Origin of the sequence: Streptomyces sp. NPDC056479 (assembly GCF_042795335.1) — a bacterium.
Lineage (GTDB): Bacteria > Actinomycetota > Actinomycetes > Streptomycetales > Streptomycetaceae > Streptomyces.
In genome coordinates this window covers 1,104,657-1,130,630 of sequence record NZ_JBHTRZ010000001.1, presented here as the reverse complement: position 1 = coordinate 1,130,630, position 25,974 = coordinate 1,104,657, and the positions used below count along the sequence as shown (strand labels likewise).

Here is a 25,974-nt window from a genome sequence, read left to right as displayed (position 1 = left end):
TGGCGGGGGGGGGGGGGGGGGGTGGGGGGGGGGGGTTCTCCCTTCCCCCCCCCCCCCCCCCGCCCCTACGGCTCCGTTCACCGCGCCCGGTTCACGGCGCCCACGGGGACTCGACGGCCCACGTGGTGTCCTCCGTGAAGAGGGCAGAGTTGTCCCAGGTGTGGGTGCCGCCTGGCGTGGCTAGCCACAACTCGGCGTTGTAGTGGCGCAGGTATTGCTCCGGGTAGTTGTAGGCGGAGAGCCGCACTCCCCCGTTCGCGCCCCTGACGGGGCAGAAGGTGGCGTCCGCCCGGTACAGGTCGCCGCTGCCGGCCTCCTTGTAGACGCGGAACTCGCGGTGGCGCAGGTACTCGCCGGGGTAGTTGCGCGATTCGAAGCTGTAGCAGGAGCTGTTGGCGAGGCCGAGGACGATCTTCCAGGTGGCGTCGTTCTTCAGCAGGGCGTCGCTGCCGCTGCTCACCACCTCCGTGAAGACCGCTCCGTCCTTGTGGCGCATGTACCGGTCGGTGTAGCCGGGGGTCGTCACGCGCAGGGACCTGTACTGGTTCGTGGGCAGGGTGATGGGGGCCGTCGATCCGCGGGAGGCGTCGATGAGGGCGAGGTTGGCCGCTCGTACCCGGGCCTCGTCGACCTTGACCACCTGACGGTCGTAGGTGAGCAGGCCGTTGACCTCGTTCTCGACGTCGGTGATCTCGGTGTAGACCGACGCGGACAGGCCTCGGGACATGCGTACCTCGCGGATCGCGTCGATGAGGCCCACGAAGCGGTTGTTGAGGTGGGCGAGGTCGGGCTGGTCCTCGTAGCTGAAGCCGCCGCCGGGGTACCACTCGTGGCCGGCGGCCTTGAAGCCGAGTCCGCCGAACTCGCCGAGGACGGCGGCCCGGGTGGCGCTGGGCACGGTGGTGCCGGGGCCGACATATACGTGATGGTCGACTACGTCGCCGTTGCCGCCGTCGACGGCGCCGCAGCAGTTGACGCCGCTCATGTTGTCGACCAGGCGTGAGGGGTCGTAGGCCTTGACCTTGTCGGCGATGCGGGCCTGGTCGTACTGGCCCCAGCCCTCGTTCTGGTTGACCCACATGACCAGGGACGGTGAGCTGCGGTGCTGGTCGATGATGCGGTCGTACTCGGCCTCCCACTGGGTGCGGGCCGCGGCGTCGGGGGTGTGTTCCATGGAAGGCATGTCCTGCCAGACCAGCAGTCCGAGCCGGTCGGCCCAGTAGAACCAGCGCTGCGGCTCGACCTTGATGTGCTTGCGGACCATGTTGAAGCCGAGGTCCTTGTGCTTCTGGAGGTCGTGGCGCAGGGCGGCGTCGGTGGGCGCGGTGTAGATGCCGTCCGGCCAGTACCCCTGGTCGAGGGCGCCGGTCTGGAAGACGAACTTGCCGTTGAGGACGGGGCGGAGGACGCCGTCGACGCGGGCGATGCCGATGGAGCGCATGCCGGTGTAGCTGCCGACGGAGTCGACGGTCGTGCCGACGGAGAGCAGGTCGGCCTTCACGTCGTAGAGGAAGGGGTCCTCCGGGGTCCACAGGTGCGGGTTCGGGACGGGCACGGTGAACTCGGTGCCTACCGGGCCGGTGGCGGTGCCGATCGTGGTGCCGCCGGTGGAGACGGTGACGCGGGCCTGGTGGCCGTTTGTTCCGGTTCCTCGGACGGTGACCTTGAGGCGGTTGTTCGCAGGGTCCGGCACCATGTCGAGGCGGGTGATGTGCGCGGGGGCCGTGGGTTCGAGCCACACGGTCTGCCAGATGCCGGAGGCTGCCGTGTAGAAGATGCCGCCGCCGGGGTGTGGGGCGACGTCGCGGATCCGCTGCTTGCCGACCGCCTGGCCGCCGGTCTCGGTGGGGTCCCAGACGGAGACGACGATCGTGTTGGTGCCGCCGTTGAGGAGGTCGGTGACGTCGTAGGAGAAGGCGTCGAAGCCGCCGCTGTGGGTGGCTCCTGCCTGACGGCCGTTGACCCATACGGTCGTACGCCAGTCGCTGGCGCCGAAGTTGAGCTGGACGCGGCGGCCGTTCCAGTTCGACGGGGCGGTGAAGGTGCGCTTGTACCAGAGCCTGTCGTTCTGGGTGATCTTGCGCTGGATCCCGGAGAGCGCGGACTCGGCGGCGAACGGGACCCGGATCTGCTCTGTGAAGGTCACCGGCTGTCCGGCGTCCGCCGAGGTGACGGCGAAGTCCCAGATGCCGTTGAGATTGGCCCAGTCGGGACGGGTCAGCTGGGGGCGGGGGTATTCCGGGAGCGGGTTGTCGGTGGGGACCTGGTTGGTCCATGGGGTGGTCATGGGGGACGGCTTGGGTGTCCACGCCCGGGGTGCGGCGGCCGCGGAAGCGGTGGCCGTCAGTGCCGTGCCGGCGACCAGGGTGAGCGCGGCGAGCGCGGTGGTCGCCCACCGCGCTCGTCGTCTCAGCCAGGCGAACGGCCGTCGGCCTGCGGGTACTCGACGCATCGTGCCTCCTTGAATCGTGGGGTGGGAGACGTGCGCGTGCGGGTGGCGGCCGGAGGGGAGTCCGGCCGCCCGGAACCGGACTCGGCGGCCGGGCCGTCTGGGGCTCTGCCGCCGGGTCCGGGGCTGGTCACATGAGTTGCCGTCTGCGGCCCAGCCAGGTCTGGGCGATCACGACGACGGCGAGGAAGGCGCCGCTGACGACCTGCTGGTAGGAGGAGTCGAGGGAGCCGATCTGGTTGATGACGTTCTGGATGACCTTCAGCAGCAGTACGCCGACCAGGGAACCGCTGACGTAGCCGAGGCCGCCGGTCAGCAGGGTCCCGCCGATGACCACGGCGGAGATGGCCTCCAGTTCCATGCCGTTGCCGAGGATGGTGACGCCGGAGGCGAGCCAGGCGGCGTTGAGCGCACCGGCCAGCCCGGCGAGGAGCCCGGACAGGGTGTAGACGAGGATCTTGGTGCGGGCCACGGGGGCGCCCATCAGGGCCGCCGCGTCCTCGTTGCCGCCGACGGCGTACACATGTTGTCCGAAGCGGGTGCGGCGCAGGACCACGGCGCCCGCGATGAAGAGGGCCAGGGTGATCCACACCGGGTTGCCGAGGCCCAGGGTGGTGCCCTGGCCCAACTCGGCGAGGAACGAGCCCTTGCCGATCAGGAAGGTGTCCGCGCCCTCGTCGGTGATGGCGAGCAGCAGGCCGCGCGCGCCCAGCATGGCGGCCAGCGTGACGATGAAGGGGGCGAGTCGGGAGCGGGCGACGAGCAGGCCGTTGACGACTCCGATCAGTCCGCATACCGCCAGCGGCATAAGCAGGGCCACCAGGGTGCCGTGGCGTGATCCCCAGGCCGCCAGGACGCCGCCGAGGGCGAACAGCGAGCCGACCGAGAGGTCGATGCCGCCGGTGATGATCACGAACGTCATGCCTAGGGCGACGATCGCCAGGAAGGCCGAACTGGTCGCCATGTTGCTGACGTTGTCGCCGGTGGCGAAGGCGTCGAAGGAGAACGACGCCACCAGGGAGACGAGCACCAGCACGGCCAGCGCGCCGTGCTGCTGGATCAGGGCGCTCAGCCTCTCGGAGCGGGCGGAGCCGACCGGTTCGGTCTCCCCCGTCGGCTCGTTGCTCGCAGTGGTCACGGGCGCGTCCGCTTTCGTGACGGTCATCGCCTCCCCCGTCCCCGTGCCGCGTAGACGGCGGCGACGATCACTATGGCCTGGGCGATCTGGGTCCAGGAGGGCGGCAGATCGTGCTTGATGAGGGTGGCGGTGAGCAGTTGGATGAGGACGGCTCCCGCCACGGTGCCGGCGATGTTGACCCGGCCGCCGGTCAGTGGGGTGCCGCCGACGACGACCGCCGTGATCGCCGAGAGCTCCATCAGATTGCCGAGCGAGGTCGGGTCGCTGGCCTGGAGGCGGGCGGTCGCGAGCACGCCCGCGACGGCGGCGAGCAGCGCGCAGACGACGTACACGATGATCAGCACGCGTCGCACCGGCAGGCCGGCGAGCTGCGCGGCCGGGCGGCTGTCGCCGATGGCGAGGAGCTGGCGCCCGAAGGTGGTGCGGCGCACCACGAAGGCCACGAGCACGGCCAGGACCGCGGCGATCAGGATCAGGTACGGGATGCCGAGGATGTCGCCCGAACCGAGGGAGGCCAGGGAGGGGTTGCGCAGGTCCTCCAGCTGGGGCAGCAGCACCAGGGCGAGGCCCCGGCCGCCGACCATGAGGGCCAGGGTCGCGACGATGGGTTGAACGCCGACGAGCGCGACCAACGCGCCGTTGGCCAGTCCGACCCCGGCGGCGAAGAGCGCGACCACGAGCAGCGCGGGCAGGAGTCCGTAGCCGAGGTAGAGCGCGGTGACGGAGGCCGCCAGTGCCATCACGGCACCGACCGACAGGTCGACGCCCTCCGTGCCGATGACCAGGGCCATGCCGAGGGCGACGATGATGACGGGGGCGACCTGGACGGCCTGGGTGCGGAAGTTCTCGGCGGAGAGGAAGTGCGGGGTGATGACGGTGTTGACGACGAGCAGCGCCGCCACGCCCGCGTAGACGCCGTAGGTCTGCAGCCACTGGAGCAGGCGGGTCTTGTCCAGCGGGGCGGTGCGGAGGGTGGCCTCAGCCATCGGTGGCCACCTCCTTGGCCAGGTGCTCCACCGCGGCGTCTCCGGCGATGGTGCGCATCAGCTTGTCCTCGGTGACGTCGTCCCTGGTCAGTTCGCCGACGACGGCACCGTCCTTCAGTACGACCACGCGGTCGGACCCTTCGATCAGCTCCTCCAGGTCGGAGGAGATGAGGAGGACGCCCAGGCCGTCGGCGGCCAGTTCGTCCACGAGTTTCTGGACCTCCGCCTTGGCGCCGACGTCGATGCCGCGCGTGGGCTCGTCGAGCAGCAGCACCTTGGGGTTCATGGCGAGCCAGCGGGCGAGCAGCACCTTCTGCTGGTTGCCGCCGGAGAGTTCGCCGACCTTCTGGTGGGGCGAGGATGCCTTGATGCGCAGGCGCTTGATGAAGGTGTCGACGACGCTGTCTACGCGGGTCTCGGAGACGAGGCCGAAGCGGGAGAGCCGGGGCAGGACGGCGAGCGCGATGTTCTCCCGGACCGAAAGGCCGGGGACGATGCCCTCGCTCTTGCGGTCCTCCGGCAGCAGGCTGACACCCGCCCGGATGGCGGCCGGTGCCGAACCGCCGCGCAGCGGGACGCCGGCGACCTTGACACGACCCGAACGGACGGGCAGGGCACCGGAGATGGCCTTCGCAGTCTCGGTTCGTCCGGAGCCGAGCAGCCCTCCCAGGCCGACGACCTCGCCCGGACGGATACTCAAAGACACTTGGTGCAGCTTGTGCGGCACCGTCAGTTCCCTGGCGTCCAGCACGGGTTGGGTGTCGGTCGCCTCGTGGTCACCGGTGAACTTGGTGAGACCTTCCTCGCGGACCTCGCCGAGGTCCCGGCCGAGCATCGTGGACACCAGGGCGAGGCGGTCGAGGTCGGCCAGGCGGCCGTGGTGGACACGCCGGCCGTCGCGGAGCACCGTGACCGTGTCACACACGGCGTAGAGCTCGTCGAGGCGGTGGCTGACGTACACGACGGCGATGCCCGCGTCGCGCAGGCGCCGGATGACCGAGAACAGGGTCTCGACCTCGCGTGGTTCGAGGGAGGATGTCGGTTCGTCCATGATGACGATGCGCGCGTCGGTGGCCACGGCACGGGCCAGGGCCACCATCTGCTGGGCGCCGACCCCGAGGGTGCGCAGCGGTCGGCGGACGTCGACCTGGACGCCGTAGCCGCGCAGGGTCTCCTCGGCCTCCCGGTTCATGCGGGCGATGTCCAGGACGCCGAAGCGGTTGCGCGGTTCCCGGCCCAGGAAGAGATTGCGGGCCACGCTGAGCAGCGGGATCAGGTTGACCTCTTGGTAGATGGTCGAGATGCCCGCCTTCTGTGCCTCCAGGGGCGTGGCGAAGGAGACCTTGCGGCCCTGGAAGGTGATGTCGCCGGCGTCCGGCCGGTACACGCCGGTGAGGAGCTTGATGAGGGTCGACTTGCCGGCGCCGTTCTCGCCGATCAGGGCGTGGACCTCTCCGGCGTGCAGGGTCAGGTCCACGTCGTCCAGGGCCCGTACGCCGGGGAAGGTCTTGCTCAGTCCGCGGACGGCGAGGACTTCGGCGGGGGGTGCCACCTGTGCCTCCAGGAAGAGAAGGGTGCGTGCGGAACGTGGTGCGGGGAAGGCGATGGGGGCACGGTTGCCCGTGCCCCCATGGGGTCAGTACGCCTTGGTGATGTCCGTCTTCGCGTTGCCCGCGGTGTAGGCGCTGTCCTGGATGATGATGTCCTGCGGGACCTTCTCGCCCTTGGTGAAGGTGTCCAGGGTCTGGAACGCCAGTGGTCCGAACCGGGGGTTGGACTCGATGACGCCGCTGATCCAGCCGTCCACGATGCCCTGGACGGCGTTGCGGGTGCCGTCGACCGTGACGATCTTGACGTCGCCCGCCTTCTTGCCGGCGCCCTTGAGGGCGGCCACCGCGCCGAGCCCCATCTCGTCGTTCTCGGCGTAGATGCCCTTGATACCGGGCTTCGACTGGATGAGCTGCTCGGTGACCTGCTGGCCCTTCTCGCGGGCGAACTCACCGGTCTGCTCGAACACCACCTTCAACTCCGGCGCCTTCTCGGCGATCCGCTCCTTGAAGCCCTGGGTGCGCTCGGTGGTGACGTTGTTCCCGGCCGAGCCGAGGAGGATGGCGACCTCGCCCTTGCCGCCGGTGGCCTCGATCATCTGGTCGGCGGCGCGCCGGCCCTGCTCGACGAAGTCCGAGGCTATGAAGGAGACATAGTCCTTGCAGGCGGTGGCGTTGATCTTCCGGTCGATCGTGACGATCGGGACCTTCTTGGCGGCCGCGGCCTGGAGCACCGGGTCCCAGCCGTCGGAGTTGAGCGGGGCGATCACCAGCAGGTCGGCGCCCTTGGCGAGCAGGTCCTGGACGTCGCTGATCTGCTTGGAGAACTGCGACTGGGCGTTGGCCGTCAGCAACTTGACGCCCCGCTTCTCGGCCTCGTCCTTGATGGACTGGGTCTCGGCGATGCGGAACGGATTGGCCTCCTTCTCCGATTGCGAGAAGCCCACCGTCGCGTTCTTCAGGTCCAGCTTCTGGGCACCGTAGGCATCGATGGCGCAGGTCTTGCTGCCCGGCTTCGGCGTGACGACCTTCTGTTCGGCGCCGGCCGCCGCCGGGGACCGGGTGTCCTTCGACGCGTCGTCCTCGGACTTCGCGCAGGCGGTGGCGGTCAAGGCCACCGCGGCGGCCAGGGCCACGACGCCGGGGCGGGCGAGGAGGCGAGGACGGTCAGTGGTGCGCTGCATGGTGACCCCGATCCGGGCGACGCTGAAAGGGAATTGGGGAGCTGATGAATCATCGGAAAAGTTGCTTCTCCCCCGGCGGGCAACGTTGTCGGGCCCGTCGCAAAGAGGTTTTTACATCGTTGGAAGGAAGCTGTAAACCCCCTGTGCGCGCAGCTGTTGCGCGCAGCGAGGAGGTGGGGTGCCACGCAAGCGCTTGCCTCATGACCGGCGCTAGCAGCGACCACGAACTCCCGTTCCTGTCTCGGGACCTCGGCAGACCAGACCCCTTGCCGCGGCCGGGCGAGATGCCCGCGGCCAGGCGGCACGACGGAGGACCCCGCCGTGCCGGTCGGCCAACCGACGGGGTTCGCGGCGTACTTGGTTACGCCCGGGTCAGCCCTCGGCCTCGCCCTTCGACGCGCCGCGCCCGAGTGTGCTCTCCCGCTCGACCAGGCGGTAGTCCGCCCAGACCCTGCGGGGTTCAGGAGCCTCACCGCCCAGCCGGGCGAGCACCGACTCGACCGCGAGCCGGCCGATGGCCTCCTTGTCCGGCGACACGGAGGTGAGCGTCACCGCGCCGAAGCGCCCTTCGACCACGTCGTCGAAGCCGACGACCGCGATGTCCTCAGGGACGCGCAGTCCATGTTCGCGCAGGACACGCATCGCGCCGATGGCCACGGGGTCGTTGTAGGCGAAGATCGCGTCGGGACGCCGTCCGGCCTCGAGGATCCGGGTCATGGCCGCCGCACCGTCCGCGTGCCCCCACCCCTCGGTGGTGGCCACGAGTCCGTCGTCGGCCGGTAGTCCGGCGGCGGTGAGTTCCTCGCGCCAACCGCGCACGCGCAGTTGTGCGGGCTCGCTGCGGCCGCGCCGGTCTCCTATGAACGCCACCTCCCGGCGTCCGAGGCCGACCAGGTGCCGGACGGCGGCGCGGGCCGCGGCGACGTTGTCGATGGCGATGTGGTCGTAGGGCAGGTCGTAGTCCCGCTCCCCGAGCAGTACCAGCGGCACGTTCTCCGCCCGGTCGCGCAGGTCTTCGGTCTCCAGCTCGATGGGGCTGAGGATGAGCCCGTCGATGACCCGTGCCCGGAAGCCCTGGCTGACCAGGATCTCCTGTTCATGGCGTCCGCCGGTGTGGTCCAGCAGCACGATGTAGTCGTGGGCGGCGGCCGCGTCGATGACGGCGGCGGCCAGTTCGGCGAAGTAGGGGTTGCCGAGTTCGGGGAGGGCGAGGGCGATGATGCCCGTGCGTCCTTTGCGCAGGTGCCGGGCGGCCAGGTTGGGCCGGTAGCCGAGCGCGTCGATGGACCGCTGGACGCGTTCGCGCATGGCGGGGGTGACGTGCTGGTAGTTGTTCACCACGTTGGAGACGGTCTTGATGGAGACCCCCGCATGGGCGGCGACGTCCTTGAGGCTGACCCGCACGGCATTCCCCTTCGAAGCGGCCCGACTCGGGTGGTCGGTGCGGGTACGGTGTCGTCACCGTGAGCCTGGCGCCGAGTCCCGGTGCTGACATTTACAACGTTATACATCCGACGTTGTCACGCTGACAAGGCGTTGTGGGAGCGCCGGACGGGAGGGGGCGGCGCGAGCGGTACACGCTCGTGTCCGGCGGGTTGACCGTTGATCGCAAGCGCTTGCTCCCATGCAGTCGGCGACAGAGCGCTCGGGCCCCGTCGACCTGAGGGTCGGCCTCGCTCCGCAAGTCCGGGGGCGGTGGTCGCGTCGTCCATTCGTCGGACAGACGGGCCTATCGAACCGGGCGCCTGCCGCTTCGCCGGAGCTTCATTCCCACGTAGAGGATGTCGGCGATGGCCACGAGCACCCCGATGATCAGCAGATAGAGCAAACCCTCGGCGAGTACTCCGATGAATCCGAGCACTATCGCCACAAGAAGCAGGAACAAGAACAGAGCCATGGCCGCCTCCCGGATCGACGTTGTTCGTCAGCGGCGTGCCAGCCGCCGCTCGCCCTCCGCGCCGGGCCGGTAGGCCAGGTCGTAGTGGGCAAAGACCGCTGCTTCGTCCTCGGCCGGCAGGACTCCGTCGATGTCGATGGACGGCGCATCCTTGACCTGGTGTTTTGCGTAGGTGACCCGCAGGTATCCAGGGCCGACCGTGGCTCCGGCGAGCGGAACGAACACCAGGCGGTGCCGAGTCGGCATGCCGACCGTGACGGTCGCGAAGGACGGCGCGTCGGAAGCGGTGTCCACATAGATCGACTCCAGTTTGCCGATCTTGTGTGCGCTGTCGTCGACCACATCGTGACCGCGCCACTCTCGGATGTCACCGGCCTCGAACATCGCGATCCTCCGCTCGTCGTCCCTTCCGGCCGCGTACCCCCATTCTGCTTCTCTGCACGATGCGTCACGATGCGTCCGGCAGGGCTGCGCCCGGGGAGGCCGCCAGCGGCCTCCCCGCCCGATGTCCGGATCAGTGCCAGGTCATGTTGATCGCGCGTTCGAAATTGACGTAGCCGGCGCGCTGGAAGGCATTCGCCATCGGAGCGTTGCTGAGATCTGTGACGTTCGGATGCGCGGGACCTTCTGCTCGGCGAGGACGCGGGTGCCTTCGGCGAGGATCTCGTCGATGTAGCCGTGGCCGCGGCGTGCGGGCAGAACGGCCAGGTAGGCAATGATCGAGTTGTAGCCGTTGCGGGCCGGGATGACGAACCCCACCGGATCACCGCCGGGTATCGCGACCCGCCAGCATTCCCGCGGGCTCGTGTGGCGCGGAGCTTCCTAGTAGTGGCTGAGCGCCGCTTCGCGAGCGGGCATCCGGGTCAGGCTGCGCCGGCTGTGAGCGTCCAGCGTCCCGTCCATGGCGAGGGTCATCAGGGCAAGGAGTTCCTCGGAGTCACGGACTGACCGGAACGCCAGTTGTCCGCTGGGCTGGGGAAGAGGTGTCCCTGAGCGCCACTCCAGACGCAACCGATCCACGAACAGCTCGGCGCCGGTTCGCTCCAGTATCTTCGGTCCTTCACCACGCGCTCGGTCACCGCTCTCTCACATCAGTTGGACGGGACGAGGCGGTTGTAGTCGGGCGGGCCGATCCCCCGGGGGAAGCGTCTTGGCCATGGCGGTGTGCAGGAGTCGTCCGCCGATGTCCACGCGGTCGGGAGCCGCGGCACTGTCGTCGAGATCGAGAATGTCCAAGAGAAGCGGTGTGTCCTCTCCGGCCCGGCCCCACCAGGCGGACCTGACCACTAGGCCCTGTCGTTCGGATCAGCCCGGCTGCGAGGATCGGTTCCTCTCGGCCGACCCGAGCGGGGCATGGCGCGTGCAGCTGGCGAGTTCGAGGATCGTGGGGCGGCCCTCCAGTTCGGCCAGCCAGGCCGGGGGGAAGGCCGTCTCGCCGTGCAGGGCGACCACTCGCACACCAGGGGTCGCCCTTGCCGCTGCCGGCTTGACCGGGTTCGCGTCGACAGCGCTCAGTAGCCATTGCTATCGGACGTGTTGGTGTCGCTGTCCGTCGAGGCGGTGCCGCCCACGGTGAGCTCGGTCTTCATGCCCATGCCCTTGTGGTCGTCGACAGGGCAGTAGACCTCGTACGTGCCGTCCTTCAGCGTGATGGTGAGGTTCGCCGACTCCCCGGGTTCCAGCGTCCGCGTCTTCTGTTCCGTTCCTGAGCCCTCGATCTCCAGGGCGTGGTCGTGGTCTCCGTCGTTCTTGGCGACGAAGGTGTAGTCACCCGCTTTCAGCGTCGTCTCGGACAGCTCCATCTTGAAGTCGGTCATCTTGACGTCCACCTGGGTGGTTCCCGGCTCGCCACTCTGTTCCGGGGCCGGCGATGAAGAGCCGCCACCGTCGCCGTTACCGCCTCCGCACGCCACGAGAATGCCCGCCACTGCTCCGGCAGCCAGCCCGGGCCCGACGTTCCTACGCACGAACGTCATGAGCGTCGTCGCCATGTCTCGGCCCTCCGTGAGAAATCGTCCTGCCCAGAGGTACGGACGGGCCGCGCCAGGGGATTTCCGGCAAACAGCATCAAGCGGGAGAATGGGGCCGTGATCCCGCGTGGCACTGGGGGAATCCGTTCGGCGAGTTTCGCCGTATTCACAGGTATGCGCGGATCGGGCCTGCCACTTGGGCGGCTCTCGGACGAGGCGCTGCTGGCGGGAATGGCGGCAGGCGCCCCGGAGAGCGCCCTCGCGTTCGTCCGCCGGTTCCAGCGCATGGTCTTCGGCATCGCCATAGCTGTCGTTGACGACTCACAGCTCGCCGAGGACATCGCCCAGCACCGGTTGCGCCTGAACCGGCCCGCACGACGGCGGCGACCACGGGCGGGCGTGGCGGTCGCGGCCGCCGCCGCGATCGCCCTCGGGTGCGGTTTCGGTGGCTGGGCCGTCGGTACGGCCATCGAGGGAGCGTCGGCTCCCTCCTCGCCGAGTTCGGAGCCCCCCGGCGCGGAGCACGGCCTTCTCACAGCGTCTCTGCTGACGCCCGGCCACCGCCCGGTGGGCCGGATCTTCGCCTATACCGGATCTCCGGGCTGGATCTACATGTCGGTCGACCTCGGCCCGGACGGGTCCCGATCCGGCTCCCAGGCCGAAGAGGAGTCCGAGGCCATCGACTCACGCAACGGTTACGACGAATACCCGGAGGCCGGGAAGGTCAGTTGCCGGCTGGAGCGCTCGGACGGCACGTCGGTCCGCATCGGAGAGTTTTCCCTCGACGACGCCGGCCGGGGCTACTGGGGAGCCCCCACGCCGGTCGCCCCGGAGACCGTGTCTGGTGCCAGCCTGCTGAACGCGGACGGCTCCGTCCTGGCCACGGCCCACTTCGACGCGCGGGACAACTAGGGGCGTCTCGTTTTGGATCATCGGATCGTTGGTCCGGTGTGCGGTTGCCTGATGTGCAGTGGGCACGGATCGAGCCGTTGCTCCCGGACCGGACGCCCAAACGGGGTGGTCGCTGGACGGATCACCGGGAGGTGATCGACGCGATCGCCTTCAAGTTCCAGACCGGAACGCAGTGGGTGCACCTGCCGGAGAAGTACGGAAATTGGCTGGGCGTCTACAACCGGCTGCGGATGTGGGCCGTCGACGGTACCTGGGAGCGGGTGTTCACCGCGCTGATGGCCCAGGCCGACGCCGACGAGGACCTCGACTGGGCGGTCTCGGTGGACTCCACGATCGTGCGCGCTCACCAGCATGCGGCCGGGGCCCGCAAAAGGGGGCCCGGCCGGTGAACCCGGCGACCATGCCATCGGACGGTCCGGCGGCGGACTGACCACGAAGATCCACCTGGCTGCCGATGCCCGCTGCAGGCCTCTGGCTTTCGTCCTCACCGCCGGACAGGCAGGCGAAGCACCGGTCTTCACCGATGTCATGGCCCGCCTGCGTGTTCCCCGCCGACGTGGCCGACCGCGCACCAGACCGGACGGGGTCCTGGCGGACAAGGCCTATTCGTCCCGCGCGATCCGCGAGCACCTACGCCGACGCGGCATCCGTGCCGTGATCCCCATCCCTGCGGACCAACGCGGCCACCGACGGCGACGAGGCAGCCGAGGCGGCAGACCGCCGGCCTTCGACCGCGAGACCTACAAGCAGCGCAACACCGTCGAGCGGTGCATCAACCGCCTCAAGCAGTGGCGCGGGATCGCCACCCGTTACGAGAAGACAGCCACCATCTACCTGGCCGGACTCCACATCGCAGGCACCTTCCTCTGGTCCGCCCGATGATCCAAACGACAGGGCCCAGGTGCCCGCCGCGCAGGGCGACCCACATCCATTCCGGCCGACGCCAGCCGACGCCGGCCGGCTGCGAGATCGTCCGCCAATTCCTCGTTGAAGGCACACGGAAGTCGGCAGAAGAGGTCGAGTTCGTCGTGCCCGGTGATCGGGCGCATGGTCAGGTCGTGCTGTTCCACGGTCCATGCGCGCTCCGATGACCGGGCCCGTCCGGGGGCGGCGGACGGTTGGGCGGCCCAAGGTCGTCAGTTCTGGGGCACCTTCTCAGCGGACATGGGGAGTTCCAGGCGGGGCCCGTGGAAGCGTTCACGCAGGAGCCGGTCGTGCGTCACCACGACCAGCGTGCCGGTGTAGCGGGCCAGGGCAGCCTCGATCTCTTCCACCAGTGCGGGGGCCAAGTGGTTCGTCGGCTCGTCGAGCAGGAGCAGATCGAGTGGGCCGTCCGTCACGAGCCGGGCCAGTTCGAGCTTGCGGCGCTGCCCGACGGACAGGTTCCGTACGGGAACGGAGAGGTCGGCGGCCTGGAACAGGCCGAGCGCAAGGAGTGCGTCGGCGTGCTCGTCGGGCTGCCCCACCCTGTCCGCTGCGAATGCCGCGAGCAGCGTGCGGGCGTCGAAGGCGTCGTCGGGCGCGCATTGCTGACGCAGGAATCCAACCCGGCGCGGTCGGCGCACGATACCCGCGTCGGGTGTCAATTCCCCTGCCAGTAGCTGGAGAAGGGTGCTTTTGCCGACACCGTTGGGGCCGGTGACGAGGAGTCGTTCTCCAGAAGCGAGTTTCAGGGACGGAACGTACAACCGCCCTTTGACCAGGACGTCTTCCAGGTGCGCTGCCGTTGGTGTTTCCTCGGCGGTCGGCGTGCCTTCGACCCGGCCTGCGAAACTTAACGGCTGCGGAGGTGGCGGCACGGGGTTCTCCGTCAGCCGTTGCAACCGCTCGCGTGCGTTCCGGATGCGGCTTTGTGCGCCGTGTGCCCGCGAGCGCGCACGAAAGGCGCCGGCGCCGCTGAACGCCCACGGCCCCTTGCGGGGGATCTCGGCCAGCATTCCGATACTGGAGTCGGCGAGGTGTTCCTGCCGGGCGACCTCATTGCGCCATTGCTCGTGTTCCCACGCCCACCGGGCACGGGCCGCCGCCTTGGCGGTGAGAAAGCCGGCGTACCCGTCGCCGTAGCGCCGTACCGTGTGCTGATCGTGGTCCACTTCCAGGATGGTGTCGGTGACGCGTTCCAGGAACGCCCGATCGTGTGTGGCCACGATGACCGTGCCCCGATGACGCCGAAGTTGTCCTTCGAGCCAGGCCACGGCCTCGTCGTCCAGATCGTTGGTCGGCTCGTCGAGCAGCAGCAGTTCGGGTGCCAAGGCCAGGGTCGCGGCGAGTGCGAGACGGGAGCGCTGCCCTCCGGAGAGGGTGCTCAGCACACGCCCCCGGTCCAGCGGCGCGTGCTCGCCGAGCCGGCGCAGGCTCACCTCGACCCGGCGATCCGCTCCGTGCCCGCCCCGCGCATCGAACTCGGCCACCAGTGCGGCGTAGCGCTCGAACTCAGCGTTGCCGGCCGTGCCCAGCGCGGCCTCGGCGACACGAATACGGTGCTCCAGGGCGCGTAGTTCACCCAGTACGTGATCCACGGCATCGCCCACGCGCGCCGAGCCGGGCAGATCGAGAGTCTGGCGAAGGTGGCCGATCCCGCCCGGTGCCATGACGGTCAGGCTGCCGTTGTCGACCACCTCCTGTCCCGCTAGCAGCCGCAGAAGCGTGGACTTCCCGGAGCCGTTGTCCCCGACGATCCCGACCTTCTCGCCCGGCCGGACAGTGAGAGACACGCGGTCCAGCACCATGCGGTCGCCGTAGCGCTTGGTCACCTCGGCAAGAGCGATCTGAGACGTGGCGAGCGGAGAAGCAGTGACGGTGGTGCTGACGGAAGCAGAGTGCAAGGGCAGTCCTTTGATGGGTGAACAGGATCGTGTGGCAGGCCGAAGGAACAGCAACTGCCGACCAACGATGACGATGAAATTAGACGATACGTTTCGTCTCGTCAAGTGGCCATGCGTCGCTCACCGCGCACTCGCGGCGCCAGGCAGTGCGTGAGGGGGTCCGCCGGGGGCATACGCGAGAAACGGCACCATCGGTCGATTCCCCTCACCAAGGAGGCACACCGTGCTGGGCATCATCGCGGCGGTCCTGTTCTTCATCGCCTTTCTCATCAACGCGGCGGACATATCCACCAACGAAGTCTTCACATCCACCAACGTCATGCTGATCGGGCTCACGTGTCTCGCCTTGCATGTCGCGGGGATCGGTAGCGGCTGGGCGGCGCGGGGGCGCAGGCGCTGAGCGGGAGCGTGAGGCGTGGCAGGTCAGGTAAGCGGGGGCGGAGCGTCTTCACGGGCGCCCTCGACGAAGAGCTGACATCAGCTCCATTTACATCGAACGGACGCCGCGCCGACCGTCGCCTCGGCACCCACGCCGGGTGGCGGTTCCGCCGGGCGCATCCTGCTGGTCGGACAGCGACTGCTCAACCGGGACGGCATGCCGCCGCAGGCAGACGGCAGCCAGGCGCTGCAGATCGCGACCGGCTTCGAAGGCACGGTCTGCCGAGGGTATTTCGCGAGTGGCGACGTCACCTGACGGCAGTGCCGGAGTGGTGCCACCCCGTCGTCCGGCGGAGTGGCACCACTCTCCTCTCCTGATCTCCTGCGATCAGGCCCGATCGTCGTCCTGGTTCTCGATCGCGGCCGGACGCAGCTGCGCGGCCCTGATGCGGTCGACGTCCAGCTTGAGACCCCGGTCGAAGCGGTAGATGCCGTTCTGTTCCTGGAAGACGTCGGTCAACTGGGTGTAGCAGTAGCCGAACATGTCACGGTCGTTCAGCAGCACCTCGGTCAGGCCGCTGAAGCGGGCGTGGAACTCCTCCTCGTCGCGGACGCGTTCGCCGTAGCCCCAGGACTCGGTGCGGTCCTCTCCGGACTGGGCGGCCGCTGCCTCGGGGTCCCACCAGATGCCGCCGAACTCGCTGACGAAGTACGGCTGGCCGCCGTAGGGAAGGGAGTAAGGTGCGCCGCCCTCATGGGAGTTGACGAAGGGGTCGTCCTTGGCTAGGCCCGACATCAGCTGCCGGAAGGTCTCCGGGTCCTGCTCGTAGTGGTGTGAGTCGTAGATGTCGGTCCCGGCGACGCGATGGGCGTAGCCGGAGGCGTCGATCACCGGGCGGGTGGTGTCCATCGCCTTCGTGGCCAGGAACATCGCGCGGGTGACGTCGTCGAGTTGGGTGATGCGGTCGTGGAGCTTCTGGTACGTCTCGTTGAGCGGGCACCAGCCGATGATCGAGGGGTGGGAGTAGTCCCGTTCGAGGGCCTCCAGCCACTGGGCGACGTACGAGGCGTCGGGCCGCTGGTTGTCACCCGAGGAGCCGCCGATCTCGCAGCCCCAGTCGCCGAACTCGCCCCAGACCAGGTAGCCGAGGCGGTCGGCGTGGTGGAGGAAGCGCTCCTCGAACACCTTCTGGTGCAGCCGGGCCCCGTTGAACCCGGCCGCCATGGCCAGCTCGATGTCCCGGACCAGCGCCCCGTCGGTCGGCGCGGTCATCAGTCCGTCGGGGTACCAGCCCTGGTCGAGGACGAGGCGCTGGAAGACGGGCTTGCCGTTGAGCAGGACGGTCTTGCCGCTGAGTCCGACGGAGCGTAGTCCCGCGTAGCTCTCGGCGCTGTCGACCACCTTGCCTGTGGCGTCGAGGAGTTCGAGGCGTACGTCGTACAGATGCGGGTCTTGCGGGCTCCATCCGCGGCGCCGGTCGTCGGGCACGGGCAGGTGCAGGCGTGGGGCCAGGTCCAGATCGGCGCGGACCTCGGCGCGGCTCACCTCGCCGTCGGCGTCGCTGAGGACGGCGCGTACGCGGTGGCCGGGGCGGCTGCCGGAGATCGACAGTTCGAGGTGGAAGGCGGAGCCGGCTAGGTCGGGGGTGATGCGGGGGCGGCGCAGGTGCAGATCGGGGACGGGCTCCAGCCAGACGGTCTGCCAGATGCCGGTCACGCGGGTGTAGTTGCAGTCGTGGTTGGCGTACTGGATCGCCTGCTTGCCGCGTGCCTGCGGGCCGGACTTGGGGTCGCGAGCGCGGACGGTGATGACGACCTCCTCACCGCTGCCCGCGATGTCGCCGAGGTCGGCGGTGAACGGGGTGAAGCCGCCGCGGTGCCGGGCGACCTCGCGGCCGTCGGCCCACACGGTGGTGTCATGGTCTACGGCGCCGAAGTGCAGCAGCACGCGGCGTCCGGCCCATTCGGCGGGCAAGGTGAGTGCACGTCGGTACCAGACGGCCTCGAGGAAGTCGGTGTCGCCGATGCCGGACAGCTCGGACTCGGGTGGGAAGGGTACGAGGATCTCGTCGCGCAACTCGCGGCCGAGCAGGCCGCGTTCGAGCCCGCTGTCCCCTCGGTCGGTCTCGAACTGCCAGGCGCCGTTCAGGTTGAGCCAGTCGCGCCGCACGAACTGCGGACGCGGATACTCCGGGCGCGGTACGGAGTGAGTGGGCACACATGCTCCAGTCGATCGGGGGCCGGCCAGACGCCGCCGGCCTCTGAGTACGGCGAGGGGTGAGGTCAGGAACCGCCGAGGCCGGTGGTGGCGACGGAGTCGACGATGCGGCGCTGGAAGCAGAGGAACACCACGATCAGTGGCAGGGCCGCCAGCAGCGCGGAGGCCATGGACTGGGCGTACTGGATGCCGAAGGCGTCCTTGACGGTGGCCAGGCCGACGGGGAGGGTCATCAGGTCCGGGTCGTTGGTGACGATGAACGGCCACATGAAGTTGTTCCACGCCCCGATGAAGACGAAGATCGCCACGGCGGCGACGATCGGCCGGGACAGCGGGAGCACGATCGACAGGAACACCCGGAATTCCGATGCCCCGTCCATCCGGGCCGCGTCCTCCAGCTCAGGGGGGATGCCGTCGAAGAAGCGCTTGAGGATGAAGACCATCATGGGCGCGACGACCTGCGGCAGGATGACCGCCGCGTAGGTGTCCACCAGGTTGAAGAGCAGCATTTGCTCGAAGAGCGGCACGACGAGCAGCTGCGGCGGGACCAGGATGGCGGCGACGGTGACGGCGAGCAGCGTCCGGCGGCCGCGGAAGGTGCCGCGCGAGAAGCCGTATGCGGCGAGCGTGGAGACGACGACCGTGATCAGCGTGACCAGCCCGGCGATCAGGAAGCTGTTGAAGGCCCAGACGGTGACGTTTCCGCGTTCCAGGATCTGTTGATACGCCTCGGTCGTGAAAGCGCCCTTGATCGGGGACAGGCCGGGCGACGCCACGTCCTGCTCGCTCTGTACCGAGGTCGCGACGGCCCAGACGAACGGCAGCAGCCAGACGGCGGCCAGGACGGCCAGCGCGGTGCCGGCCAGGGCGCGCGGCAGCCGGCCGTGTCCGAGGAGCAGGGAGGATTCGGCAGCTGCCAAGGGGGGACGGCGCCGCGGGCGAAGGGGTGTTGCGGTGGCGGACACGGTCAGTCCTCCTGGCGGAAGAGACGCAGCTGCACGAGCGAGACGACGATGACGAGGGCGAAGAAGAGATAGGAGATGGCGGAGGCGTAACCGAGCCGGTAGCCGGTGAAGCCGACGTCGTAGACGTACTCCAGGACCGGCCGGGTCGAGGCGTTGGGGCCGCCCTTGGTGAGGATGTAGATCTGGTCGAACACCTTGAGCGAGGCGAGGATCTGGAGCATGGCGACCAGCGCGGTGGTCCTGCGCAGTTGCGGCAGGGTGATGGACCACAGGCGCCGCCAGGCTCCGGCGCCGTCCAGCGCGGCGGCCTCGTAGGAGGTCGAGGGCAGGGACTGGAGCGCGGCGAGGTAGAGCAGGAAGTTGAAGCCGACCGTCCACCAGACGGTGAGAGCGGCGATCGACCACATCGCGACGGCTTCGTCGGACAGCCAGCCGACGGGCTCCATGCCGAGGGTGTCGAGGAACTGGTTCGCCAGGCCGAGCTCCGGCTGGTAGAGCCAGGTCCAGATGAGCGTCACCACGGTCACGGGCAGCAGGTAGGGGGCGAAGAAGGCCAGTCGCCACACCCATTGCCCGGCGAGGCCGCTGTGCACCAGCAGGGCCATGGCCAGCGCGATCAGCACCAGCGGAACACTGGAGATGACGGTGAAGACGACCGTGTTGCCGAGGCTGCTCCAGACGTCCGGATCGCCGAACGCCTCGGCGTAGTTGTCGAAGCCGACGAAGGCCGTGTCGCGCAGCGCGAGCGAGCTGTCGGTGAAGCTCATCCAGAGCCCATGCACGATGGGCCACACGAGGAACAGGACGAAGACGAGCAGGAACGGTACGACGAAGGCGAGGCCGGGGCCGTGAGTGGTACGGCGGCTCTTCGTGCCGATACGGCGGCGGCCGCCAGGCCGGTCGGCGGCCGGGCCGGTCACGGCGTCGGCGCCGGGGGGTGCGGTGGTGGTCACGTGGGTCACTCCTTCTGCTCGTCAGGCCACCGGGTTGGGCTGCCGGAGCAGCGCGTCCGCCTCGCGGACCATCTGACGCACCGCCTTCTCGGCGGAGGTGTTGCCGAGCAGCGCCGACTGGAGCGGCTGGCACATCCGGTTCTGGAAGTTCGAAGCTGCCCCGGCGAACCAGTTCGGCGGGTCGAGCACCGCCACCTCTCCGGCGTCCGCGTAGGAGGACTGCGGGTCGAGGGCGGCGTACTCCGGTTCCGCGATCACGGGCTGATAGGCCGGGATGTGGCCGGCGCTCGCCCAGGTGAGGCTCTGCTTGACCAATTCCGCGACGTACCGGTGGGCCTGGCGGCGGCGCGCCGGGTCGGGGTCCTCCTGATGCGGGAGGACGAAGCTGTGGCTGTCCGTGTAGACGGCCGGCTTGTCGAAGACCTGCGGGAAGGGCGCGGCGCCGAGCGGGATGCCGGACTTCTTCAGCGTCGGCAGTTCCCACTCCCCCAGCATGACCATGCCTCCGCGGCCACCGATGAAGCCGGCCATCGCGCCGTTGTAGTCCAGGTTGTTGGGGTTGGTACGGCCGTCGAAGAGCTGCTGCATGAACGTGACGACGCGTACCGCCGCGTCGACGTCGATCTGCGCGGGCCCGCCTTCCGGCAGGGTGAAGGCGGACCCGGTCTGCGCGTAGAGGGCGGCGAACTGCCGCCAGTTCTGGGCCGTGTCGGTGACGTGCCCGAACAGGATGCCCTTCTGCCCGGTCGCCTCGGCGAGCGCCTTACCGGCGTCGAGCAGGGCGTCCGGGGAGCCCAGCGGGGCAAGTTCGCCAGAGGTGTCGAGGAGTCCCGCCTTGTCGGCGGCCTCCTTGTCGTAGAACACGATGAACGGGTGGACGTCGAGCGGGATGGCGTACACCGTCCTGTCGTGCTGCGTCCGCGCCCAGACCGCCGGTGCGAAGTCCTTCTGGCTGACGCCGAATTCGGCGAGCAGTTCCAGGTCGAAAGGGTCGAGGAGGCCGCCGGGCGCATAGCCGGCCAGCCGGGAGAGATGCATGACCGCGACATCGGAGGCCCGGCCGCCGGCGGCCGACATGGCCAGCTTGGTGTAGTACGACGGTCCCCAGTCGAGGATCGTCCGCTCCACCTCGAAGCCCTGCGGGCCTTCGGACACGGCCTTGATCATGTCGTCCATCAGCATGCCGTCGCCGCCCTGGAACAGGTCCCAGACGCTCAGTGCGGAGGCGTCGGCGGCGGCCGGTGAGGCGCAGCCGGACAGCGGGCCGGCGGCGAGCAGCGCACCTGCGGCGGCGGTGCCGTGGCGCAGCAGCCGGCGCCGGGTGAGGCCAGGTGCCGCACCGGGTGCGGGGGCTGGTTGCGAGACAGAGAAGCGGGTGAACATCGCGTACCTTCCGACAGCCGGACACGCATGCCGGACCGACGGTGGACCACCCATGAGCGTGGTGTTCCACCGCCTGGGTCAGGCGGGGGCGCACCGGTCGAGCCGATGCGATGGCTAGTTTTTACATCGATGTACATTGGCTGTAAAGGGCCAGGGAGCAAGGCCGGAAACCGAAGGCCGAACGAGCCCGGAGGTCTCGCTGCCGATCGGCGACCTGCCGGGACATAAACTCAGCAGCGCTGAGGAGCAGGGAGGTTCCGGTGGCACGACCCAGGATCAAGGACGTCGCGCGGCTCGCAGGCGTGTCGGAGAAGACGGTGTCCAACGTCATCAACGACTACACCCACGTCTCCGACCGCACCAGGCGCGCCGTCCGCGATGCCATCGAGGAACTCGGCTACAAGGTGAACCTCGCCGGTCGCCACCTGCGCCAGGGCCGCACCGGCATCATCGCTCTCGTCGTTCCCGAACTGGACGTCCCGTACTTCGCGGAGCTCGCCCGGCACGTCATCCGCGAGGCCGAGCGGCGCTCGCTGACGGTACTGATCCACCAGACCGGAGCGGATCGCGAGCACGAGCTGGCGGCGCTGACCGGATTCGGCTCCAGCTTCGTCGACGGAGTCATCCTCAGCCCGCTCGCCCTCACCCCGGACGACCTGCACGATCGCACGGACGCCCCGCCCACCGTGCTGATCGGCGAACTGCTGGAGGAAGGCGCCGACCACGTCGCCATCGACAACGAGAAGGCCGCGCGGGAGGCCACCGAGCACCTGATCACCCTGGGCCGCCGCTCCATCCTTGTCATCGGCGGACGCAGCGACACCCGCCCGGGCACGGCCGAGGCCCGCACCCGCGGCTACCGCGCCGCGCTGGCGGAAGCGGGCATCGCCTACGACCCGGCCGCCCTCCTGCCCGTCGAGTCCTTCCGCATGCCGGACGGCGCCGAGGCCGTGACCCGGGCGCTGAGCGAGGGCTCCCGCCCCAACGCACTGCTCTGCCTCAACGACCAGTTGGCGCTGGGCGCGTTGCGCGCACTGCACGAGCACGGCATCCGGGTGCCGGAGGAGGTCGCGGTCATCGGCTTCGACGACGTCGAGGCCGGCCGCTTCAGCGTCCCCACGCTGAGCACCGTGGCCCCCGACAAGGCCGCGGTGGCCCGGGTCGCCGTCGAACTCCTGCAGCAGCGGATGGACGAGGCCACGGGGTCCGCCTCGAGGGACGACGCCTTGGCGGATGCCTCGTTGGCGGATGCCTCCTCGGTCGGGGTGCGGTCGCCTCGGGATCTTGTGGTGGCGCATCGGTTGGTGTTGCGGGAGAGTACGGAGGGTTTCGGTGGGGGGATGGATTCAGCCTCTCGGCCGTAGTCATCCTGACTTCCGGTCGTCCGGGACGTCTGGCCAGAGGAACCAGCGGCTCTGCGCTCATCGTCGATAGGGCTCGATGTCTCATGGTTTCTCGGCACCTTGAGGGTCCTAGCCTGCCTGGCACTCCATCAAGGCGAGCGTCGAATGACCGCCAGGTGCGTCATTTCACGGAACCTTCTGAACCCCGCCTCAGCGACCAACAGCGTCAGGACTTCGAAGGTCCGGTCAAACGGGTGCCCCTGGCCGTCCAGGAGACCACAAGACCAAGCAGTCCACGCACAGCCAGCACCACCCAAAGCCGCTTCGCCGACATCGTCGGTGCGTCCCTTCAGCGCGGTGGGTTGGTTGTGCGATGGACGTGGTCCGGAAGTTCGGTGCGTGCAACCATGCTGTGTTCCTGGGTGTGTTGCTCGGTGTGGACGGGGGTCGCGGCATGGCGGCGGTGCTGCGGTGGCTGGTGGCGGTGGTGGCCTCGGTGGCGGCGTTCTTTGCCGTCGCGGTGCCCTGGGCGGTGCTGTCCTCGGGCGGGGGTGATCCTTGGGAGGTGATCGGTCCGGTGGCGGGGGTGGTCGCGGCAGGGGTGCTGGCCGGGGTGGGCTGGTGGGCCTCCCAGACCGGTGCACCCGGCGGCACTGGGCCGGTGCGCACGGTGCGGCAGTCGGCACATACGAAGGGGAACGTCAGGCAGACCGCGGGAAGCATCGGCGCCTCCGGCCGGGCCGGCCGTCGGCCCATGCGGGAGAGCATCCGCCAGAAGGGGCGCGGCGGCGGTGACGTCGATCAGGTCGGCGGGGACCGCACCTAGAGGGGGCGGCCGCAGTGGAGCGTTCAGGACAGCGCCGAACGCGTCAGCAGGCGCGGGCGCAGCGTGATGTCACTCAAGTGGCAGGGGATATGCATGTGTATCCGGCGCCGGTACAGGGCCCGTCCGTGCAGTGGCCGGTCTGGGTGGGGGATGTACCGCGGCTCGCGGCGGCCTTCCAGCCCCGTACGGAGATCCGGGACCGCGCCGATGAGGCGCGACGCACGGGCCATGACGTCGTGCTGTCCGGGGCGGGCGGAGTGGGCAAGAGCCAGCTCGCGGCGTCCCTGGCACGGCAGCTGCGGGACCAGGAGCACACAGCGGGTGTCGGTCGGGATGTGCTGGTGTGGGCGAGAGCCACCAGCCCCGACCAGATCATCACGGTGTACGCGGAAGCAGCCAGGCAACTACATCTCTCCGGGGCCACCCCCGAGGACGAAGGCGGGGCGGCGCAACTGTTTGTACGGTGGCTGACGGCCACGCAGCGGCGATGGTTGGTGGTGCTGGACGACCTCACCGACCCCGCCCTCCTTGGGGAATGGTGGCCGGACAGCGGCGCCGGTAACGGCTGGGTCCTGGCCACGACCCGGCGCGAGGATGCCCAGCTCAGCGGCCAGGGCCGCACCCTGATCCGGCTCGGCCTCTACACGCGGGACGAGGCGGATGCCTATCTGCGCCGCCGACTCACCGACGCCGGCCACGCCCACCTGCACGACTCCGACCGGGCGGACAAGCTGGCAGACGAACTCGGCAATCTTCCTCTCGCCCTCGGTCACGCCGCCGCCTACCTCATCAACACCCGGCGCACGATGGCCAACTACCTCACCCTGCTGCGCGATACCAGCAGCAGGCTGGGTGATCTGCTCCCGCCCAGCGCCGACACCGAAGGCTACGGACGGCCCGTCACCGCCTCGCTACTACTCTCCCTCGACGCGGTCGACGAAGTCGACAACACCCGACTGGCCCGCCCCCTGCTGCACCTCGCCTCCCTCATGGACCCCCTCGGCCACCCCGCCATGGCATGGACCACACTCGAGGCACTCGGCCATCTGCGCACCGCACGCCCACCACAACGCCGCTGGTTGTGCCGCCACCGCCCCGCCGTCACCGAAGGCGAGGTGCACAGCGCGCTGGAATGCCTGCGCACCTACGCCCTGATCACCCAAGACACGGCCACCGCCCCCATCCGTCTGCACGCCTTGACCGCCCGCGCGGTGCGCGAAACCATCCCGTCCGGCACGCTCCCGGCCACAGCCCAGACCGCCGCTGACGCGATCTTGAGCCTGTGGCCCCGTTTCGACCACGAGGAACGGGAAATGGCCGCCACACTGCGTGCCAACACGGCCCATCTCGATGAGCTCACCCACCCGGTCTTGTGGCAGCCCGAAGCCCACCCGTGCATCTACCAGGTCAGTGTCAGCCTCGCCGATGCGGGGCTCTACGACCAGGCCATCGAGTACGACCAGAGAACCGCTCGCCAGAGCAACGACATCCTCGGTCCCGACCACTTCGACACCCTCCTTGCGCGCCACAACCTCGCCGCCTCCTATAGCGACGCCGGGCGCGTCCAGGACGCACTCGACCTCGGCGAGCAGGTGCTGGCCGACTACGAACGGGTCCTCGGCGACGACCACCCCGACACCCTCACCGCCCGCAACAACCTCGCCAACTCCTACAGCGCCGCCGGGCGCGTCCAGGACGCCCTGGACCTGCGCGAGCGAGTCCTGACCAGCCGAGAGCGGGTCCTGGGTGACGAACACCTCGCCACCCTCTCCGCCCGCAACAACCTCGCCGCCTCCTATAGCGATGCCGGGCGCGTCCAGGACGCCCTCGACCTCGTCGAGCAGGTCCTGATCGACTATGAACGGGTCCTGGGCGACGACCACCCCGACACCCTCGACGCGCGCCGCAACCTCGCCGTCTCCTTCAGCACCGCCAGGCGCGTCCAGGACGCCCTCGACCTCGGCGAGCGGGTGCTGGCCGACTACGAACGGGTCCTGGGCGACGACCACCCTGACACCCTCGGCGCGCGCCACAACCTCGCCGCCTTCTATAGCGATGCCGGGCGTGTTCAGGACGCCCTGGACCTGCGCGAGCGGGTCCTGACCAGCCGGGAGCGGGTCCTGGGTGACGACCACCCCGACACCCTAGACGCGCGCCACAACCTCGCCGTCTCCTACGGCGACGCCGGGCGCCTTGACGACGCTCTCGACCTGCGCGAGCGGGTGCTGGCCGACTACGAACGGGTCCTGGGCGACGACCACCCCGACACCCTTTCCGCCCGCAACAACCTCGCCTGCTCCTATAGCGATGCCGGGCGCATTCAGGACGCCCTGGACCTGCGCGAGCGAGTCCTGACCAGCCGGGAGCGGGTCCTGGGCGACGACCACCCCGACACCCTCGACGCGCGCCACAACCTCGCCGAGTCCTACGGCGACGCCGGGCGCCTTGACGACGCCCTCGACCTCGGCGAGCGGGTGCTGGCCGACTACGAACGGGTCCTCGGCGACGACCACCCCCACACCCTCACCGCCCGCAACAACCTCGCCCGCGCCCGTGATGCTGCGGCAGCTGTACAGCAACCGGATACAGCAACCCCAGCAACCGCCCCCGACCTCAACCCCCATCAAACACTCCCGAGCAACCGGTATGACCCTCCCTGATTGCACATACAGCTACGGATCAGAAGGTACGCCAGGGGCAACCGCAGCAGGCGCCTCAGCCTCTCGCCCCCCAACACACACAGCGCTGCCGGACGTCGCACCGCCGACGCATGTCCAGTTCGCCCGGCACCGACGCAGTGCGTCCACCAGGGGTCCTGCTTCTTCAACGGACCATCCCTACACACTGCCTGGCGCTGCATCAGGACTTTGACGGAAAACGGTGACGGTCCCGACCGGCGCTGTCACTCTGGGTCCTGCTCAGCGGGTGCGGCCCGGTCTTGGGGAGGTCCGGCAAGGAGCCGCCCGCCCGGCTTCTGGCGCGCCGCAGCGTCCTGCGGGC

22 protein-coding genes and 1 pseudogene are annotated in these 25,974 nt (G+C 69.3%); 6 read left to right on the top strand and 17 right to left on the bottom strand.

Translation table 11 applies throughout. The features are described from left to right. Nucleotides 1–91: 91 nt before the first annotated feature. The 11 genes from ACFQ6S_RS05020 to ACFQ6S_RS04970 form a co-directional block, all read right to left on the bottom strand. On the bottom strand, nt 92–2,452 hold the full coding sequence (locus ACFQ6S_RS05020) for an AbfB domain-containing protein (RefSeq protein WP_383403621.1): 2,361 nt from the start codon (nt 2,450–2,452) through the stop codon (nt 92–94). Nucleotides 2,453–2,579: 127 nt separating this feature from the next. Then, on the bottom strand, nt 2,580–3,614 hold the full coding sequence (locus ACFQ6S_RS05015; RefSeq protein WP_383403618.1) for an ABC transporter permease: 1,035 nt from the start codon (nt 3,612–3,614) through the stop codon (nt 2,580–2,582). Further along, complete coding sequence (locus ACFQ6S_RS05010) at nt 3,611–4,573, bottom strand: ABC transporter permease (RefSeq protein ID WP_383403615.1); 963 nt, start codon at nt 4,571–4,573, stop codon at nt 3,611–3,613. Before ACFQ6S_RS05010 ends, ACFQ6S_RS05015 begins: the two co-directional genes overlap by 4 nt. Then, nucleotides 4,566–6,125, bottom strand: a complete 1,560-nt coding sequence (locus tag ACFQ6S_RS05005) for a sugar ABC transporter ATP-binding protein (protein ID WP_383403613.1) — start codon at nt 6,123–6,125, stop codon at nt 4,566–4,568. The genes ACFQ6S_RS05010 and ACFQ6S_RS05005 overlap by 8 nt, the downstream gene beginning before the upstream one ends. 84 nt (nt 6,126–6,209) lie before the next feature. Continuing rightward, nucleotides 6,210–7,304 (bottom strand): ABC transporter substrate-binding protein, encoded by a 1,095-nt coding sequence (locus ACFQ6S_RS05000; RefSeq protein ID WP_383403610.1) that lies wholly within the window; start codon nt 7,302–7,304, stop codon nt 6,210–6,212. 372 nt (nt 7,305–7,676) lie between these two features. Continuing rightward, the gene (locus tag ACFQ6S_RS04995) at nt 7,677–8,708 is read right to left on the bottom strand and encodes a LacI family DNA-binding transcriptional regulator (protein ID WP_383403607.1); all 1,032 of its coding nucleotides are present in this window, start codon (nt 8,706–8,708) and stop codon (nt 7,677–7,679) included. A gap of 325 nt (nt 8,709–9,033) precedes the next feature. Further along, on the bottom strand, nt 9,034–9,201 hold the full coding sequence (locus ACFQ6S_RS04990; protein ID WP_383403605.1) for a hypothetical protein: 168 nt from the start codon (nt 9,199–9,201) through the stop codon (nt 9,034–9,036). Between the two features lie 27 nt (nt 9,202–9,228). After that, nucleotides 9,229–9,585, bottom strand: a complete 357-nt coding sequence (locus tag ACFQ6S_RS04985) for a PRC-barrel domain-containing protein (protein WP_383403602.1) — start codon at nt 9,583–9,585, stop codon at nt 9,229–9,231. Between the two features lie 141 nt (nt 9,586–9,726). After that, complete coding sequence (locus tag ACFQ6S_RS04980; RefSeq protein ID WP_383403599.1) at nt 9,727–9,960, bottom strand: hypothetical protein; 234 nt, start codon at nt 9,958–9,960, stop codon at nt 9,727–9,729. 546 nt (nt 9,961–10,506) lie between these two features. Beyond that, a complete protein-coding gene (locus ACFQ6S_RS04975) occupies nt 10,507–10,659 on the bottom strand; it encodes a hypothetical protein (protein ID WP_383403597.1) in 153 nt (50 codons plus the stop codon). A 53-nt stretch (nt 10,660–10,712) separates the two neighbouring features. Next, a complete protein-coding gene (locus ACFQ6S_RS04970; protein WP_383404328.1) occupies nt 10,713–11,177 on the bottom strand; it encodes a cupredoxin domain-containing protein in 465 nt (154 codons plus the stop codon). A gap of 168 nt (nt 11,178–11,345) precedes the next feature. Between ACFQ6S_RS04970 and ACFQ6S_RS04965 the strand changes: the two genes are divergently transcribed. Further along, on the top strand, nt 11,346–12,083 hold the full coding sequence (locus tag ACFQ6S_RS04965) for a hypothetical protein (protein WP_383403594.1): 738 nt from the start codon (nt 11,346–11,348) through the stop codon (nt 12,081–12,083). A 38-nt stretch (nt 12,084–12,121) separates the two neighbouring features. Then, nucleotides 12,122–12,965 (top strand): IS5 family transposase gene (locus ACFQ6S_RS04960; protein ID WP_383403591.1). Its coding sequence is split into 2 segments (ribosomal slippage): nt 12,122–12,469 and nt 12,471–12,965, totalling 843 coding nucleotides; the frame shifts between segments, so codons are not numbered across the junction. A gap of 16 nt (nt 12,966–12,981) precedes the next feature. On the opposite strand, the pseudogene ACFQ6S_RS04955 reads toward ACFQ6S_RS04960, so the two are convergent. Together ACFQ6S_RS04955 and abc-f are read right to left on the bottom strand one after the other, a co-directional pair. Continuing rightward, a pseudogene (locus ACFQ6S_RS04955) lies at nt 12,982–13,132 on the bottom strand (GNAT family N-acetyltransferase); the annotation flags it as partial. An 87-nt stretch (nt 13,133–13,219) separates the two neighbouring features. Then, on the bottom strand, nt 13,220–14,908 hold the full coding sequence (gene abc-f, locus ACFQ6S_RS04950; protein ID WP_383403589.1) for a ribosomal protection-like ABC-F family protein: 1,689 nt from the start codon (nt 14,906–14,908) through the stop codon (nt 13,220–13,222). A gap of 223 nt (nt 14,909–15,131) precedes the next feature. On the opposite strand from abc-f, the gene ACFQ6S_RS04945 reads away from it, so the two are divergent. Next, complete coding sequence (locus tag ACFQ6S_RS04945) at nt 15,132–15,308, top strand: hypothetical protein (RefSeq protein WP_383403586.1); 177 nt, start codon at nt 15,132–15,134, stop codon at nt 15,306–15,308. Between the two features lie 366 nt (nt 15,309–15,674). On the opposite strand, the gene ACFQ6S_RS04940 is transcribed toward ACFQ6S_RS04945, so the two are convergent. The 4 genes from ACFQ6S_RS04940 to ACFQ6S_RS04925 form a co-directional block, all read right to left on the bottom strand. Further along, nucleotides 15,675–17,504 carry a glycoside hydrolase family 2 protein gene (locus ACFQ6S_RS04940; RefSeq protein WP_383403584.1) on the bottom strand — a complete coding sequence of 610 codons (1,830 nt, stop codon included), beginning with the start codon at nt 17,502–17,504 and terminating at the stop codon, nt 15,675–15,677. Nucleotides 17,505–17,569: 65 nt separating this feature from the next. After that, entirely contained in the window at nt 17,570–18,469 is a 900-nt protein-coding gene (locus tag ACFQ6S_RS04935) for a carbohydrate ABC transporter permease (RefSeq protein ID WP_383403581.1), read from the bottom strand. Nucleotides 18,470–18,471: 2 nt separating this feature from the next. Next, nucleotides 18,472–19,422, bottom strand: a complete 951-nt coding sequence (locus tag ACFQ6S_RS04930; RefSeq protein WP_383403578.1) for a carbohydrate ABC transporter permease — start codon at nt 19,420–19,422, stop codon at nt 18,472–18,474. 21 nt (nt 19,423–19,443) lie between these two features. Beyond that, entirely contained in the window at nt 19,444–20,805 is a 1,362-nt protein-coding gene (locus tag ACFQ6S_RS04925) for an extracellular solute-binding protein (protein WP_383403575.1), read from the bottom strand. A 260-nt stretch (nt 20,806–21,065) separates the two neighbouring features. On the opposite strand from ACFQ6S_RS04925, the gene ACFQ6S_RS04920 reads away from it, so the two are divergent. The 3 genes from ACFQ6S_RS04920 to ACFQ6S_RS04910 all read left to right on the top strand — a co-directional run bounded on the left by ACFQ6S_RS04920 (nt 21,066) and on the right by ACFQ6S_RS04910 (nt 25,634). Further along, nucleotides 21,066–22,169 carry a LacI family DNA-binding transcriptional regulator gene (locus ACFQ6S_RS04920; RefSeq protein WP_383403573.1) on the top strand — a complete coding sequence of 368 codons (1,104 nt, stop codon included), beginning with the start codon at nt 21,066–21,068 and terminating at the stop codon, nt 22,167–22,169. Nucleotides 22,170–22,521: 352 nt separating this feature from the next. Further along, on the top strand, nt 22,522–22,974 hold the full coding sequence (locus ACFQ6S_RS04915; protein WP_383403570.1) for a hypothetical protein: 453 nt from the start codon (nt 22,522–22,524) through the stop codon (nt 22,972–22,974). A 77-nt stretch (nt 22,975–23,051) separates the two neighbouring features. Further along, nucleotides 23,052–25,634, top strand: a complete 2,583-nt coding sequence (locus tag ACFQ6S_RS04910) for a tetratricopeptide repeat protein (protein ID WP_383403567.1) — start codon at nt 23,052–23,054, stop codon at nt 25,632–25,634. The last annotated feature ends 340 nt before the right edge of the window (nt 25,635–25,974 follow it).